Here is a 14,611-nt window from a genome sequence, read left to right as displayed (position 1 = left end):
TAAAGAGGTGGAGCTACCAGTTTTTGAGACCTTTTGCCCTGGTCAGCCAGCATCACAGGCATAAGGTTGGAAGCAGTCCGCACGAAGGAGTGGTGAATGACCCGCTACGAACTGCCCGACATCGCCGACCTGATCCGCCTCGGCGAGCCCCATGAGCACGCCATCACGGTGTACGCGGAGACCGCACCCGGACCCGACGAACGCGAGAAAAGCGTGCTGACCGCAAAGAGCGCGGTCGACCGCGCACTACGTACCATCCGCGATTCCGGTGCGCGCCACGCGGTCGAGCAACAACTGCGGTCACGCTGGACAGAAATCGCCGAATCCGACCTGTGGCTGAGCCTGTCCCGCTCTGTGGCCCTCTTCCTCGCCGACGACTTCCACGAGGTCTACGTACTCCCCAACGCCCTGGACAGCCAGCTACAGGTGGGCGGATATTTCGACATCGGCCAACTCGTGCGCGCGGTCACCACACCGCAGGACGCCTACGCGTTGACGCTGTCGGCTGACGGCTGGAACCTGTGGCAGGCCACCGCGAGCACCCGCGCCGAGGAGCTGGAGCTCACCGGCGAATATGCGGCCGATGTTGCCGACGCGACCCACCGCGCCACCGTGCGCGACCGCGGCCATGTGCGCCGACTGGTCGGGGACGAAGGCAAGAAAGTTCTGCTGGAGCGTTATGCCAAACGGGTAGCCGAGGCGGTGGACTCCGAATTGGGGCAGCTCGATCCGTCGTCGAACCGGCCGCTGTATCTGTTCGCGACCGACCCCCTGCTCGGTATGTATCGCGGACTCGACCACAAACGCCAGATCGTGACCGTGCCCGGCGCCGCTGACGAGCTGCGGCCCGATCAGATCGACGGCGCCATCCGCGAGTCGCTGCCCGCCCTGAACGCCGAACGGGCCAACGCCTGGGTTCAGGAGTTGGGCGACGACCTCAGCAAGGGACTGGTGGCCACCGACCTGGGCGACATAGCGCGGGCCGCGGAAGCCGGCGCGGTCGACACGTTGGTGTACAACTTCACCGTCGACGTCCTCGGCCGCATCGAGGCCGCGAACGGGGCGCTGCACTACGACGATTCCGGGTATGACGTACTTTCCCGCATCGCCGTGACGGTCCTCGACCGCGGCGGCGAGGCCTTCGCTGTGCGACCCGACGAAATCACCGCCGACATCTGGAACCAGACCGCCGTCGCGAAACTACGGTTCGCCCTGAGCTGACCAGAGCGGCTACTCAGACGGCTCCGGTGAAGTCGGCTCAGGTTCCGGCAGAAGAGCTTCCAGTGCCGCCCCAGTGATCCGACGGAAACAGCGGCGGGGCCGCGTCGCATCGAGAACCGCCACCTCGAGGGTCGCGGGCCCCAGCGTGCGAGGCTCGGAGCCGTTGCCGCTCGCGCTCAGCGCCTCGACCGCGATCTTGACCGCAGCGGCCAGATCGGCGTTCTCCGCGTACGACTCGTTCAATGCGGTGATGATGGGCTCGGTGGTGCCGCCCATGACCACGAAATGAGGCTCGTCGGCGATCGATCCGTCATAGGTGATCCGGTACAGCTCTGGAGCTTTCGTCTCGCCGTAGTGCGCCACCTCGGCCACACACAGCTCGACCTCGTAGGGCTTGGCCTGCTCGGTGAAGATCGTGCCGAGCGTCTGGGCGTACACGTTGGCCAGCTGACGGCCGGTGACGTCGCGCCGGTCGTAGGCGTAGCCGCGGGTATCGGCGAACTGGATACCGCCGCGCCGCAGGTTGTCGAACTCGTTGAACCGGCCGACGGCGGCGAAACCGACGCGGTCGTAGAGCTCGCTGACCTTCTGCAGCGACCGCGACGGGTTCTCCGCCACGAAGAGCACACCGTTGTCGTAGGCCAGCGCCACCACGCTGCGGCCGCGGGCGATGCCCTTGCGCGCCAGTTCGGAGCGCTCACGCATCGCCTGCTCAGGCGAGATGAAATACGGGAAGCTCATTTACCCCTCACCACCCGTCCGGGTCCGGCGCGCGATGACCTCACGAGCCAGCTCGGCGATGCGTTCCTCGGTGATCTCCACGGCGCCTTCGACGCCGATGGTTACCGCGGTCGGATAGATGCCGCGCACCAGATCCGGACCGCCGGTGGCTGAATCGTCGTCGGCTGCGTCGTACAGCGCCTCGATGGCCACCTGCAGGGCGGAATCCGCATCTACCACTTGCGGATAGAGCTTCTTGATCGAGGACTTGGCGAAGATCGAGCCGGAGCCCACCGACTGGTAGCCCTCCTCCTCGATGTTCCAGCCACCTGCGGCGTCGAAAGACACGATCTGACCCGCACTGGTCGGGTCGCTGGCATCAACATCAAAACCCACCAGCAACGGGAGCGCCACGAAACCCTGCAGCGCCGCACCGAGATTGCCGCGCACCATGATCGCCAGCCGGTTCACCTTGCCGCGGAAGGTCAGGGCGACACCCTCGAGCTTCTCGTAGTGCTCCAGTTCCACGGCGTAGAGCCGGGCGAACTCGACCGCGATGGCCGCGGTGCCCGCGATGCCGGTCGCCGTGTAGTCGTCGGTGATGTACACCTTCTGCACGTCGCGACCGGCGATCATGTTGCCCTGGGTGGAGCGACGGTCACCGGCGATCAGCACGCCACCGGGGTACTTGATGGCGACGATGGTCGTCCCGTGCGGCACCGCATTCGTCGGGCTGATCGTGCCGTCGGAGACACGGTTACCCGGCAACAGTTCGGGGGCCTGTCGACGCAGCAGTTCAGAGAACGACGACAGATCCATTGCTACAGAGGGGGTACCGGAGAGGGTTGTTTTGGGCAGAGACAGGTTTTCGTGCCAGGTCACTGGCCGCCCTTTTGGACGTATGCGCGCACGAAGTCTTCCGCGTTCTCTTCCAGCACGTCGTCGATCTCATCGAGCAGATCGTCGGTCTCCTCGGCCAGCTTCTCGCGACGCTCCTGGCCGGCGGCCGATGCACCGGGGAGGTCTTCGTCCTCGCCGCCGCCACCGCCACGCTTGGTCTGCTCTTGAGCCATCGCTGCCTCCTGCAATTGTCATCGGTCGGGCTAACCGCCCAACCGGTCCTTCCACAGTACCGGTCGGCACCCGGATTGCCCGGGATAGCTCACCGCCGGAAACGGTCAGTTTGTGAGTTGCTCGACGAGTTCGGCGGCGCTGTCCACCGAGTCCAGCAGCGCACCGACATGCGCCTTGCTGCCCCGCAGCGGCTCCAGAGTCGGAATCCGGACGAGCGAATCGCCGCCGAGATCGAAGATCACCGAGTCCCAGCTGGCCGCGGCGATGTCCGAACCGAACCGGCGCAGGCACTCGCCGCGGAAGTACGCACGGGTGTCGGTCGGTGGATTGTCGACGGCGTCGATCACCTGCTGTTCGGTGACCAGGCGCTTCATCGAACCTCGGGCGACCAGCCGGTTGTACAGGCCCTTGTCCAGCCGGACGTCGGAGTACTGCAGATCGACCAGGTGCAGCCGCGGTGCTTGCCAGCTGAGGTTCTCCCGCTGGCGGAAGCCCTCCAGCAACCGCAGCTTGGCCGGCCAGTCCAGAATCTCGGCGCATTCCATCGGATCGCGTTCGAGCAGGTCGAGCACGTGGGCCCAGGTCTCGACGACATGGGAGGCCCGGGGGTCCGGGTCCCTGATGTCGACCAGTTTGGCCACCCGGTCCAGGTACACCCGCTGCAACGCCAGGGCGGTCATCTCACGACCGTCGGCCAGCGCCACCGTCGCGCGAAGCGATGGATCACGGCTGATCACGTGCACCGCGTGCACCGGCCGCGCCAGCGCCAGGTCGGACAGGTCGAGCCCGAACTGCGGGCCCTCCTCGATCAGATCGAGCACCAGCGAGCTCGTCCCCACCTTGAGGTAGGTCGACGTCTCGGCCAGGTTGGCGTTGCCGATGATGACGTGCAGGCGCCGGTACTTGTCTGCGTCGGCGTGTGGCTCGTCGCGGGTGTTGATGATGCCGCGCTTGAGCGTGGTCTCCAGGCCGACCTCGACCTCGATGTAGTCGGCCCGCTGGGACAACTGGAAGCCCGGGTCGTCGCCGGAGGGCCCGATGCCGACGCGGCCCGAGCCGGTCACCACCTGCCGGGACACCAGGAACGGCGTGAACCCGGCGATCACCGCGGAGAACGGCGTCTGGCGGCTCATCAGGTAGTTCTCGTGCGACCCGTAGGAGGCGCCCTTGCCGTCCACGTTGTTCTTGTAGAGCTGCAGCTTGACCGCGCCGGGGACGCTTGCGACATGGCGAGCCGCGGCCTCCATCACGCGCTCGCCGGCCTTGTCCCAGATCACCGCATCCATCGGGTCGGTGCACTCGGGCGCCGAGTACTCGGGGTGCGCATGGTCGACGTACAGCCGGGCGCCGTTGGTGAGGATCATGTTGGCCGCGCCGACCTCGTCGGCATCGACGATCGGGGCCGGCCCCGACGCCCGCGACAGGTCGAACCCGCGGGCGTCGCGCAGCGGGCTTTCGACCTCGTAGTCCCACCGGGTGCGCTTCCCACGCTGGATACCGGCCGCCGCCGCGTATGCCAGCACCGCCTGAGTCGAGGTCAGGATCGGATTGGCGGTCGGATCGGACGGCGATGAGATGCCGTATTCGACCTCTGTTCCGATAATCCGTTGCATGGGGCCAGCCTAGGTGACGGCCGGTGCCCCCCGGGCCGCCAGGTATTCGGGCCGCGGCCGCGGAGCGGCGAACGGCTCGGTCAGCGCGTTGTCCACCGAGTTGAACACCAGGAAGACGTTCGACCTGGGCAGGGGTGTGATGTTGGAGCCCGAGCCGTGCAGCAGGTTCGCGTCGAACCACAGCGCGGTGCCGGGCGGGCCGGTGAACTGGTGAATGTCGTGCTCGTCGACGGCCTTGGTCAAGGTCGTCTCGTCCGGCACCCCGATGTTCTGCGCCACCAGGGAGGTGTCGTGGTTGTCCTCGGGCGTGGCGCCGACACACGGATAGAACGTCCGATGCGAGCCGGGGATCACCATCAGCGACCCGTTGTAAGGGAAGTTCTCGGTGAGCGCGATCGAGCACGAGACGGCACGGATCGCCGGCATGCCGTCCTCGGCATGCCAGGTCTCGAAGTCCGAATGCCAGTAGAACCCGGTCCCGGTGAACCCGGGCATGAGGTTGATCCGCGCCTGGTGGATGTAGACGTCGCCGCCGAGCAACTGCCGCGCGACCGGCAGCACGGTGTCCAACCGGACCACCTGGGCCACCAGGTCACTCAGCAGATGCGGTTCGAAGATGGACCGGATCGTGCCACCGGGCTCACGGATCACCCGCGGGTCGTCATTGTCCAGATCCGCTGCCACCCGGTCGATTTCGTGCCGCAGCAGCGGTAGCCAATCATCCGAGACCGTCTCGGGCGCAACCAGATAGCCGTACTCGGAGAACCCGTCGAGATGGTGCTGACTCAGCGGACCGTCGGCCACACCGCCCCACACCACGGGTTCCTGGCGCGGTATCGGCTCGATCGCGTGCTCGAGCCGCGTCGGGTAGCGGTCCTCGACAATTGCATCCATCACCGAGACCTCGGTGTTCTGCTGTGCCGTCATGCGACCGACTGCGGCGCCGGGTATACGCCGTTCTCGTCGTGCACCTCCCGCCCGGTAACCGGCGGGTTGAACACGCACAACATCCGGAGTTGTTCGTCGCACGTGACGCGGTGGCGGTCGTGGTTGTTGAGCACATACATGGTGCCGTCGGCGAGCGGGTATTCCTGCCCCGTCTCCATATCGGTCAGCGTGCCGGTGCCCTCGATCACCCAGACCGCTTCGATGTGGTGCTGGTAGTGGAACTCGTTGACCGAACCGGCCTGGATCGTGGTCTCGTGGAACGAGAAACCGACGCCGTCCCCGGCCAACAGGATGCGCTTGGAGCGCCAGGTGCCATCGGCCACATCACGGTCGGTGCCGGTGATTTCGGCAGTGGTGCGAACAATCATGTCAATGCCTCCCTCAGGCCAGCGTGACGGCGACGGACTCGGCGAGAATGTCGAGCCCTTCGGACAATTCGGCGGGCGACGTCGTCAGCGGCGGCAGCAGTTTGACCACTTCGTCGGACGGTCCACTGGTCTCCATCAGGGCGCCGCGGTCGAACGCCGCCCGGCATACCTGCCCGGCCAGGTCCGCTTGCTCGAACTTGAGCCCCTGGGCCATGCCGCGGCCACGAGCGCTCACGCCGTCGTGGGCGGCGGCGATCTCCTCGAGGCGGTCGCGGGTCAACTCGGCCTTGGCCGCGGTCTGAGAACTGAATTCGTCGTTCTTCCAATATGTTTCGAGCGCGGCCGTGGCGGTGATGAACGCGGGGTTGTGCCCACGGAAGGTTCCGTTGTGCTCCCCCGGTGCCCACACGTCGAGGTCGCGACGGAACAGCGTGAGCGCCATCGGCAGGCCGTAGCCACTGACCGACTTCGAGATCGTGACGATATCGGGCACGATGCCGGCCGCCTCGAAGCTGAAGAACGGCCCGGTCCTGCCACAACCCATCTGGACGTCGTCGACGATCAGCAGGATGTCACGTTGGCGGCACAGCTCGGCCAGCGCGCGCAGCCATTCGATGCGCGCGACGTTGAGACCGCCCTCACCCTGGACGGTTTCGACGATCACCGCGGCCGGGCGGTTGAGGCCGCTGCCCGAATCGTCGAGCACGCGCTCGAACCACTGGAAATCCTCGGTCACCCCGCCGAAGTAGTTGTCGTAGGGCATCGGGGTGGCGTGCACCAGCGGGATGCCGGCACCGGCCCGCTTCATCGAGTTTCCGGTGACCGACAGCGCGCCCAGCGTCATGCCGTGAAATGCGTTGGTAAAGCTGATAACCGACTCACGACCGGTCACTTTCCTGGCCAGCTTGAGGGCCGACTCCACCGAGTTGGCCCCCGTCGGCCCGGGGAACTGCACCTTGTAGTCCAGCCCGCGCGGACGCAGGATCAGCCGTTCGAAGACCTCCAGGAACTGCTGTTTGGCCGCGGTGGCCATGTCCAGCGAGTGGACGATCCCGTCGGAGGCCAGATATTCGAGCAACGGCGCCTTCAGCGCGGCGTTGTTGTGGCCGTAGTTGAGCGCCCCGGCCCCGGCGAAGAAGTCGATGTAGGTACGGCCGGCCGTGTCGGTCACCCAGGAGCCGGCCGCGCGGTTCATGACCGTCGGCCAACTGCGGCAGTAGCTGCGGACTTCGGACTCGACCGAGCTGAACACGTCGGGAAGGTCAGATTCGGTCAACGGCGCTGTCGTAGCGAGCAGCAAGGGATAATCCTTCCAATCGAATCAAACTGGTTATCAGATAACTGATTTCAGCGAGAGAGCGGAGTGGTGATGGGGCCCATCCGCAAAATCGGCTCCTCCTCGTGCGCCCCGTCGGCGTCGAGGAGATTGCGCTCGAAATGCGGGTCCTCCACGAGCGGGACGCCGTGCCGGCGCGCGAAGGCACCGAAGAACGCACGTGAGGCCGCGTTGCCCGGCGACACCGTCGCCTCCACGGTGACGGGGCGACCGTCGCGTTGCGTCCGAACCCGGTGCACGAGCGCGTCGAGCATCGTGGAGGCCAGTCCCCCACCCTGGGCCGTCGGCGCCACGGCTACCTGCCAGACGAACAGGACGTCCGGCCGCGGCGGCGGGTGGTAGGCCGTGATGAATCCGTGCAGCTCACCATCACGCTCGGCCACTATTGACGTGGCAGCAAAATCGGTTGCCAGCAACAGATAGGCGTAGGTGGAATTCAGATCCAGCACTCCGGTGGCTGCTGCCAGGTCACGGATGCCAATCGCATCGGTACCCCGCGGAGCGCGCAGGAATTCTTCCCGGGAATGGCGTCCCGGAACGCTTTCTAAAACACGCATATCGAGTTAAAAGTCACCACCGAACTTCTCAGCGATCATCGTCAGTTTCAAGCCATCGGCGCCTTCGACGTAAGCACACCCCACTGCCGGGATCAAGCTCCGACACCGCCCGGGGAGCGGTATTCCGTCTGCGTTCACCCCATTTGACCTGCGCTAACTTCGCGAATCGTCAATCCCAGAAAATTGTTAGCGTCGTTATCTGATCGTTACATTGGTGCGGGCGTACCACCCTCGGAGCGACCGTCCGGCCGCATCGCCACCGCTATCGCGACAGCAAAACCCAACGCCCCGCCCGCCCGGAATTCGCCGGTAGCCGGGGTGCTCGGAAATTCCAATCAAAATCTAATAATCGCTGGCTGACGCATTCCCAATAGCACGCGGAATGCGGCCGGCTTTTCTCTCGCCGACGGGCTCTCGCGACGCAACGCCGCGATCCGGGCAACGCGACGGGATCCGTGGCAACGAATCGTGCACGATCGCGGGCTCCGAGGGCAGGAGCGTGCGCCCCCACCCCGTGCCGACCACCACCAGCGCGGCCCCGGCGATTCCGGCGCCGGTGACGGGATCGCCCGCCACGGCGACGCCGATGACGGCGGCCCAGAGCGGCTCGGTGCCCACCAGCAGGCTGACCCGGGCCGGACTGGTGGCACCCAAGGCGCGTAACTGCACCAGGAACGCGAACACCGTGCAGACCACGGACAGGTACGCGAGCAGCACCCAGTCGGATGGCTCGTAGGCTTTCGTCACCGCGGCAGGAGATTGTCCCGAGGCCGCCGTCAGCGTGAGCGCCACCGTGGCGACGGTGCACAGTTGCACCAAAGTGGTACGCGCTGAATCGATTCGGTCGGCTTCTGACATCCGCGCCATCACGGTCACATGGACGGCCCGTAGCCCGGCCGCGACGGCGATCACGATGTCTCCGGCGCGCGGGGCGGCCAGACCCCCGGACTGGGTCAGCAAGACGCACCCGAGCACGGCCACCGCGGCGGCGCCGTAGAACGTACGCCCGACCCGGTGACGCTGGATCATGGGCGTGGCGACAATCGTCAACGCCATGATGAGTCCCGCATTGGACGCCGATGTCATGGTCACGCCGAAGGTCTCCGCAACGCAGACCGCAGCCAGCAGGATCCCGCCGAGCGCCCCCGAGACCACCTCGGCTCGGGTCAGCCCCGCCAGCCGGCGCCAGAGCACGGTGGCCAGCACCGCCGTGGCGAGAGTGAACCGCACTCCCAGAAGTACGAAAACACCGTCAGGAGAAGCGATCTCCTTGGTCGTAAGGTAGCTCGACCCCCACGCCGCGGCAACGGCGAGCAGGCAGAGGTCGGTGGATCGTCGGGTCACGACGACCAGCGTGTGGCCCGACAAACAGTTCAGTCAAGCTACTGTTTTTTCACATTATCTGTAGCATTGCTTCATGGATGCCGGTCGGCTGCGGATGCTGCGCGAACTCGCCGACCACGGCACCGTGGCCGCGGTCGCCGAGGTGCTGTCCATGACGCCGTCGGCCGTCTCCCAGCAGTTGAAGATCCTGCAGCGCGAGGCCGGCGTGAGCTTGATCGAACCGGACGGCAGACGGGTCCGGCTGACCGACGCCGGTCAGGTCCTGGTGGGGCATGCCGACGCCGTGCTGGCGGCGCTGGACCGCGCCCGGGCCGAGATGGACGCCTATCGCAGCACACCCCGCGGCACGGTGAACGTGTCGTTCTTCCCCTCGGGAGCAGCAATGTTGCTGTCGCCGTTGATCATCCGGGCCGCTGAACGCGGCGTTCAAGTGATCGCCCGGGATGTCGACGTGCCGGCGGCCCGGGCGCCTGCGCAGCTCGCCGATTTCGACGTCGTGGTGGTCCACCGCGACGAGCGCGACGCAGCCCCATGGGGGCCGCGGTTCGAATGCACCGAACTCCTCAGGGAGCCACTGGATGTCGTCTTGCCGCCCGGGCACCACTTGTCGGGTCGTGATCAGGTGCAGCTGGCCGACTTGTCCGACGAGCCGTGGATCGGTGTCGAAGGCGGGTTGATGGTCGACGACGTGCTGAACTCGCTCGCCATCATGTCCGGAGTCCGGGCAGGAATCACCCAGCGGATCAACGATTTTCGCGTGGTGGAGGAGCTGGTCCACGCGGGTATCGGCGTCGCACTGATGCCGCGCTACGTCCGGCTCGCGCGCGAGCTGGTGCGGTTGCCGATCTCCGACATCTCGGTGGCCCGCCGGGTCGAAGCGGTCACCCGGGCGGGCGCGACAGCCCGCCCCGCCGTCGCCGTCGTGCTCGACGAGTTACGGGCCGTCGCGGCTGAGATCGGTACTGACGCCGGCTGAAAACCGCCGCCGCACCCGCACCGAGCGATCTTGACGGCTCAGTGCGGGTGTCTCACGACGCCGCCTACAGGTACTGGCCCAGGTTGGACTCGGTGTCAATGGCACGGCTCGCACTGGAGCTCTTGCCGGTGACCAGCGTGCGGATGTAGACGATCCGCTCGCCCTTCTTGCCCGAGATCCGGGCCCAGTCATCGGGATTGGTGGTGTTGGGCAGGTCCTCGTTCTCGGCGAACTCGTCGACGATCGAATCCAGCAGGTGCTGGATTCGCAGACCGGGCTGACCGGTCTCCAGGACGCTCTTGATGGCGTTCTTCTTCGCGCGGTCGACGACGTTCTGGATCATGGCCCCGGAGTTGAAGTCCTTGAAGTACATGACTTCCTTGTCACCGTTGGCGTAGGTGACCTCCAGGAACCGGTTGTCGTCGATCTCGGCGTACATCCGGTCCACGACCTTCTCGATCATCGTCTTGATGGTCAGCGCGCGGTCGCCGCCGAACTCGGCGAGGTCGTCGGCGTGCACCGGCAGCGCCTCGGTCAGGTACTTGCTGAAGATGTCCTGTGCCGATTCGGCGTCGGGCCGCTCGATCTTGATCTTGACGTCCAGGCGGCCGGGCCGCAGGATCGCCGGGTCGATCATGTCCTCGCGGTTGGAGGCGCCGATGACGATGACGTTCTCCAGCCCTTCCACGCCGTCGATCTCCGAAAGCAGCTGCGGCACAACCGTGGTCTCGACGTCAGAGCTGACGCCGGTGCCACGGGTACGGAAGATCGAGTCCATCTCGTCGAAGAACACGATCACCGGGGTGCCCTCGGACGCCTTCTCACGGGCGCGCTGGAAGATCAACCGGATGTGACGCTCGGTCTCGCCGACGAACTTGTTCAGCAGCTCGGGGCCCTTGATGTTGAGGAAGTAGCTCTTCGCCTCACGGGCGTCGTCGCCACGAACCTCGGCCATCTTCTTGGCCAGCGAGTTCGCCACCGCCTTGGCGATCAGCGTCTTACCGCAACCGGGCGGACCGTAGAGCAGCACGCCCTTGGGCGGCCGCAGCGAGTACTCGCGGTAGAGCTCCTTGTGCAGGAACGGCAGCTCCACGGCATCGCGGATCTGCTCGATCTGGCGGCCCAGGCCACCGATGTCGTTGTAGCTGACATCGGGCACCTCTTCGAGCACCAGGTCCTCGACCTCGGCCTTCGGGATGCGTTCGAAGGCGTACCCGGCCTTGGTGTCGACCAGCAGCGAATCACCGGGACGCAGCTTGCGCGGCCTGCTGTCGTCGAGCGGAGCCTCCGAGTCCTCGGGCAGGTCCTCGGCGACGATCAGCGGCTCGGCCAGCCAGACGATGCGTTCCTCGTCGGCATGCCCGACCACCAGTGCCCGGTGGCCGTCGGCCAGGATCTCCCGCAGCGTGCTGATCTCACCGACTGACTCGAAGTTTCCGGCCTCGACCACCGTGAGCGCCTCGTTGAGGCGGACGGTCTGCCCTTGCTTGAGCGAGGCGGTCTCGATGTTCGGCGAGCAGGTGAGTCGCATCTTGCGGCCCGAGGTGAACACGTCGACGGTGTCGTCCTCATGGGTGCCCAACAGCACGCCGTAACCGCTGGGCGGCTGCCCCAGGCGGTCCACCTCCTCGCGCAGGGCGAGCAACTGCTGGCGGGCTTCTTTGAGCGTGTCCATGAGCTTGGCGTTGCGCGAGGCGAGCGAGTCGATCCGCGCCTCGAGTTGGTGGACGTCGCGGGCACTGCGCAACCCGCTCTGGGGTCCTACCGCGTTTTCCAGTTGCTCACGCAGAACCGCAGCCTCACGACGCAGCGATTCCAACTCGGCGGCATCGTCGCTGGACATGGGCTGTGAGTAGCCGGCCGAGAAGCTCTCGGCATGGCCCTCCGAACGCTCTGACTCACTCATATTGCGCTCCCTCCCGCACCGCAAGTTGGTGCAGTAACAACTTCAACGCTACCGGCGATTCAGCCATTGTGTGTGCTCTAGGAACGAGACACACCAGCACCACTGTTAGCCTCTAAGTTCAGTTGGTCCGATCGAAAGGACAGTCGTGACCCCGAAAACCCTCGTTACCGGCTTTATCACCGCAGCTGCAGCCGCCGCCGTGGTGAGCGGAGCAGCGGCGGGTGTGACATCCATTGCATCCAGCGGTATGTCGGCCGCGCCCGCCGTGACGCCGGTGGTGTTCGATGCGCCGCTGCCGGCCGCGCCGGCGCCGGAATTGGAGGCACCGCTGGTGCAGACCCTGCAGGCCCTGGCCAGCGGCGGCTCGTTCAGCGGCAAGGCGCCCTACATCCAGGGTGGTATCGGCCGCATCGAGAGCATCGCCGCCGACCGCGCCTACAGCAAGGCCGCCGCTGAAGGAAAGTTCCCGCTGACCTTCAACATCGCCAACATCGACGACCAGGGCGGCGTGGCCTACGCCGACGTCACCGCGACCTCGGCCCTCGGTGGCACCGCCACCCAGAACATCCAGTTCGTCGCGGGCCCGAGCCCGACCGGCTGGCAGATCTCCAAGGGATCCGCGCTCAACCTGCTGTCCTCGGTCGGCTGAGTAGGTAGTTGAACCGCACCCGTATCGCAGTCCTGAGTGCCGCCACGATCGTGGCGGCACTTGGGCTCTGTGGGTGCAGCAATAACGAGCATCCGGCCAAGAACTCGCATCCGACGACGAGCGTGCCGACCACTACAGCGCCGGCAACGCCGCCCGCCGCACCGTTGCCCGCTCCCGAAGCGCTCACCGGCGTGCTGGACCGATTGGCCGACGTCAACGTTCCCGGCGCGGAAAAGGTGATCCTGGTCGAGCAGGGCACCGCCAACGACGCCGCCGCGCTGGACAAGTTCGGCCGGGCTCTGGCCGACAACGGCTTCACACCACTGGCCTTCGAGGCCACCGATCTGGCTTGGTCGCAGACCGACCCCGCCAACGTGGTGGCGACCGTCAAGGTCACCGCCGGCGGCGAGGATTCGGACCGCCACTTCAGTTTCCCCATGGAATTCACCCCGCACGGCGACGGCTGGCAGCTGACCCGGCACACCGCCGATCTGCTGCTCGAGATGGGATCGGCGGCCGGTTCACCGAACGCCCCCACACCGACGCGCTGAGCCGCCATGTGGATCGGCTGGCTCGAGTTCGACCTGCTGCTCGGTGACGTGCACTCGCTCAAGCAAAAGCGATCGGTGATCCGGCCGGTGATCGCCGAACTGCACCGCAAGCTCGCGGTGTCAGCCGCCGAAACCGGCAATCAAGATCTGCATCGCCGGGCCGGCATCGGCGTCGCGCTGGTCGCCGCGGATCGGGCGCATGTGATCGACGTGCTGGATACCGCCGAACGGATGGTCGCGAGCCGCCCGGAGCTCGAACTGCTCTCCGCCCGGCGGGGCTTGCACCACAGCGACGACTAGGTCCGTTCGGCGCCGAGTGCACGCGCGGCACCACGCGCGCCGTTTTCCACCCGAGGGCGGTGATTCCCGCCGCGGCGCAACCGTGGTGTAGAAAGCGACGGCGACCGAAATGCCGTCAGGCGCCCGACTCGGATTCGGCGTCCGATTCGGCCTCCACGTCCGACTCGGCCTCGGCGGCCATCCGGGACTCGACGGCAAGCTGACGCTTCTTGCGCAGCGGGACCGGCGCCACGGCACCCGGGGCCAATTTGCGCGCGCTGACCAGAAACGCGGTGTGGCCGCGCATGTTGTGCTCCGGGCGCACCGCCAGCCCCACCACATGCCAACCACGCTGCATACTCTCCCAGGCCCGCGGCTCGGTCCAGCACTGCTGCTCGCGCAGGGCCTCGACGACTCGTGACAGCTGCGTGACCGTGGCGACATAGACGATCAGCACGCCACCGGCGACAAGGGCCTTGGAAACCGCGGGCAGTACCTCCCAGGGCGCCAGCATGTCCAGCACCACGCGGTCCATCTCCGGGCCGTCGTAGTCGGCGAGGTCGGCGACCACCAGGTCCCAGTTCTCCGGTCGCTCACCGAAGAACGTGATGACGTTCTTCTCTGCGGTCGGCGCGTGATCATCGCGGATTTCATAGGACGTCACCCGACCCTCGGGACCGACCGCGCGCAGCAGCGAGCACGTCAGCGCACCGGATCCGGCACCGGCCTCCAGCACGCGCGCACCCGGGAAGATGTCGCCCTCGTGCACGATCTGGGCGGCGTCTTTGGGGTAGATCACCTGAGCGCCGCGGGGCATCGACATCACGTAGTCGACCAGCAGCGGTCGCAACACCAGGAATTGGTCGCCGTTGGTGGATTTGACCACAGAGCCTTCGGGCAGCCCGATCACGTCGTCGAAGGCGATGATGCCGCGATGGGTGTGGAACTCCCCGCCCGGGTTGAGCACCATCGTGTAGCGCCGGCCCTTGGCGTCGGTGAGTTGCACCCGGTCGCCAACGGCAAACGGTCCGGTCGGTCTCTTCCCTGCCACGGACGTCCAGCCTGCCAG

At 66.4% G+C, this 14,611-nt stretch carries 16 protein-coding genes; 5 read left to right on the top strand and 11 right to left on the bottom strand.

Features of this window, described 5'->3' with window-relative positions:
• The first annotated feature begins 96 nt into the window (after positions 1-96).
• Positions 97-1,221, top strand: coding sequence for a baeRF11 domain-containing protein (locus tag K6L26_RS14280; RefSeq protein ID WP_036394020.1), 1,125 nt, complete (start codon positions 97-99; stop codon positions 1,219-1,221).
• 9 nt (positions 1,222-1,230) lie between these two features.
• On the opposite strand, the gene prcA is transcribed toward K6L26_RS14280, so the two are convergent.
• The 9 genes from prcA to K6L26_RS14235 all read right to left on the bottom strand — a co-directional run bounded on the left by prcA (position 1,231) and on the right by K6L26_RS14235 (position 9,181).
• Positions 1,231-1,962 carry a proteasome subunit alpha gene (prcA, locus tag K6L26_RS14275; protein WP_019343290.1) on the bottom strand — a complete coding sequence of 244 codons (732 nt, stop codon included), beginning with the start codon at positions 1,960-1,962 and terminating at the stop codon, positions 1,231-1,233.
• Positions 1,963-2,823 carry a proteasome subunit beta gene (gene prcB, locus K6L26_RS14270; protein WP_036394019.1) on the bottom strand — a complete coding sequence of 287 codons (861 nt, stop codon included), beginning with the start codon at positions 2,821-2,823 and terminating at the stop codon, positions 1,963-1,965.
• The gene (locus K6L26_RS14265) at positions 2,820-3,014 is read right to left on the bottom strand and encodes a ubiquitin-like protein Pup (RefSeq protein ID WP_019343292.1); all 195 of its coding nucleotides are present in this window, start codon (positions 3,012-3,014) and stop codon (positions 2,820-2,822) included. Before K6L26_RS14265 ends, prcB begins: the two co-directional genes overlap by 4 nt.
• Before the next feature lie 105 nt (positions 3,015-3,119).
• Entirely contained in the window at positions 3,120-4,628 is a 1,509-nt protein-coding gene (dop, locus tag K6L26_RS14260; RefSeq protein ID WP_221853275.1) for a depupylase/deamidase Dop, read from the bottom strand.
• A 9-nt stretch (positions 4,629-4,637) separates the two neighbouring features.
• Positions 4,638-5,555, bottom strand: a complete 918-nt coding sequence (gene thpD / locus K6L26_RS14255; RefSeq protein ID WP_221853274.1) for an ectoine hydroxylase — start codon at positions 5,553-5,555, stop codon at positions 4,638-4,640.
• Positions 5,552-5,944, bottom strand: a complete 393-nt coding sequence (locus tag K6L26_RS14250; protein ID WP_221853273.1) for an ectoine synthase — start codon at positions 5,942-5,944, stop codon at positions 5,552-5,554. The genes thpD and K6L26_RS14250 overlap by 4 nt, the downstream gene beginning before the upstream one ends.
• Positions 5,945-5,957: 13 nt before the next feature.
• Positions 5,958-7,244, bottom strand: coding sequence for a diaminobutyrate--2-oxoglutarate transaminase (gene ectB / locus K6L26_RS14245; RefSeq protein ID WP_019343296.1), 1,287 nt, complete (start codon positions 7,242-7,244; stop codon positions 5,958-5,960).
• Between the two features lie 47 nt (positions 7,245-7,291).
• Positions 7,292-7,837, bottom strand: a complete 546-nt coding sequence (ectA, locus tag K6L26_RS14240) for a diaminobutyrate acetyltransferase (protein WP_064894297.1) — start codon at positions 7,835-7,837, stop codon at positions 7,292-7,294.
• Between the two features lie 342 nt (positions 7,838-8,179).
• Positions 8,180-9,181, bottom strand: a complete 1,002-nt coding sequence (locus K6L26_RS14235) for a DMT family transporter (RefSeq protein ID WP_085140132.1) — start codon at positions 9,179-9,181, stop codon at positions 8,180-8,182.
• Between the two features lie 73 nt (positions 9,182-9,254).
• On the opposite strand from K6L26_RS14235, the gene K6L26_RS14230 reads away from it, so the two are divergent.
• Positions 9,255-10,157, top strand: coding sequence for a LysR family transcriptional regulator (locus K6L26_RS14230; RefSeq protein ID WP_221853272.1), 903 nt, complete (start codon positions 9,255-9,257; stop codon positions 10,155-10,157).
• Between the two features lie 64 nt (positions 10,158-10,221).
• On the opposite strand, the gene arc is transcribed toward K6L26_RS14230, so the two are convergent.
• Positions 10,222-12,063 (bottom strand): proteasome ATPase, encoded by a 1,842-nt coding sequence (gene arc, locus K6L26_RS14225; protein WP_019343300.1) that lies wholly within the window; start codon positions 12,061-12,063, stop codon positions 10,222-10,224.
• Positions 12,064-12,208: 145 nt separating this feature from the next.
• On the opposite strand from arc, the gene K6L26_RS14220 reads away from it, so the two are divergent.
• The 3 genes from K6L26_RS14220 to K6L26_RS14210 are packed head-to-tail and all read left to right on the top strand — an operon-like array spanning position 12,209 to position 13,563.
• The gene (locus K6L26_RS14220; RefSeq protein WP_036394013.1) at positions 12,209-12,712 is read left to right on the top strand and encodes an MTB12 family secreted protein; all 504 of its coding nucleotides are present in this window, start codon (positions 12,209-12,211) and stop codon (positions 12,710-12,712) included.
• An 8-nt stretch (positions 12,713-12,720) separates the two neighbouring features.
• Positions 12,721-13,263, top strand: coding sequence for a lipoprotein LppK (locus tag K6L26_RS14215; RefSeq protein WP_064897327.1), 543 nt, complete (start codon positions 12,721-12,723; stop codon positions 13,261-13,263).
• A 6-nt stretch (positions 13,264-13,269) separates the two neighbouring features.
• The gene (locus K6L26_RS14210) at positions 13,270-13,563 is read left to right on the top strand and encodes a DUF503 domain-containing protein (RefSeq protein WP_019348138.1); all 294 of its coding nucleotides are present in this window, start codon (positions 13,270-13,272) and stop codon (positions 13,561-13,563) included.
• A 115-nt stretch (positions 13,564-13,678) separates the two neighbouring features.
• On the opposite strand, the gene K6L26_RS14205 is transcribed toward K6L26_RS14210, so the two are convergent.
• Entirely contained in the window at positions 13,679-14,593 is a 915-nt protein-coding gene (locus K6L26_RS14205) for a tRNA (adenine-N1)-methyltransferase (protein ID WP_165608701.1), read from the bottom strand.
• Positions 14,594-14,611 lie beyond the last annotated feature (18 nt).

Source organism: Mycobacterium farcinogenes, from assembly GCF_019739075.1.
Lineage (GTDB): Bacteria > Actinomycetota > Actinomycetes > Mycobacteriales > Mycobacteriaceae > Mycobacterium > Mycobacterium senegalense.
The sequence above is the reverse complement of the archived record's forward strand: the minus strand, read 5'-3'. Positions and strand labels throughout refer to the sequence as shown.

Excerpts from the sequence above, each read along its gene's own strand:
- K6L26_RS14250 (WP_221853273.1), bottom strand. The coding sequence starts at position 5,944 with ATGATTGTTCGCACCACTGCCGAAATCACCGGCACCGACCGTGATGTG.
- ectA (WP_064894297.1), bottom strand. The coding sequence starts at position 7,837 with ATGCGTGTTTTAGAAAGCGTTCCGGGACGCCATTCCCGGGAAGAATTC.
- thpD (WP_221853274.1), bottom strand. The coding sequence starts at position 5,555 with ATGACGGCACAGCAGAACACCGAGGTCTCGGTGATGGATGCAATTGTC.
- K6L26_RS14280 (WP_036394020.1), top strand. The coding sequence starts at position 97 with ATGACCCGCTACGAACTGCCCGACATCGCCGACCTGATCCGCCTCGGC.
- K6L26_RS14265 (WP_019343292.1), bottom strand. The coding sequence starts at position 3,014 with ATGGCTCAAGAGCAGACCAAGCGTGGCGGTGGCGGCGGCGAGGACGAA.
- dop (WP_221853275.1), bottom strand. The coding sequence starts at position 4,628 with ATGCAACGGATTATCGGAACAGAGGTCGAATACGGCATCTCATCGCCG.
- arc (WP_019343300.1), bottom strand. The coding sequence starts at position 12,063 with ATGAGTGAGTCAGAGCGTTCGGAGGGCCATGCCGAGAGCTTCTCGGCC.
- K6L26_RS14210 (WP_019348138.1), top strand. The coding sequence starts at position 13,270 with ATGTGGATCGGCTGGCTCGAGTTCGACCTGCTGCTCGGTGACGTGCAC.
- K6L26_RS14230 (WP_221853272.1), top strand. The coding sequence starts at position 9,255 with ATGGATGCCGGTCGGCTGCGGATGCTGCGCGAACTCGCCGACCACGGC.
- prcA (WP_019343290.1), bottom strand. The coding sequence starts at position 1,962 with ATGAGCTTCCCGTATTTCATCTCGCCTGAGCAGGCGATGCGTGAGCGC.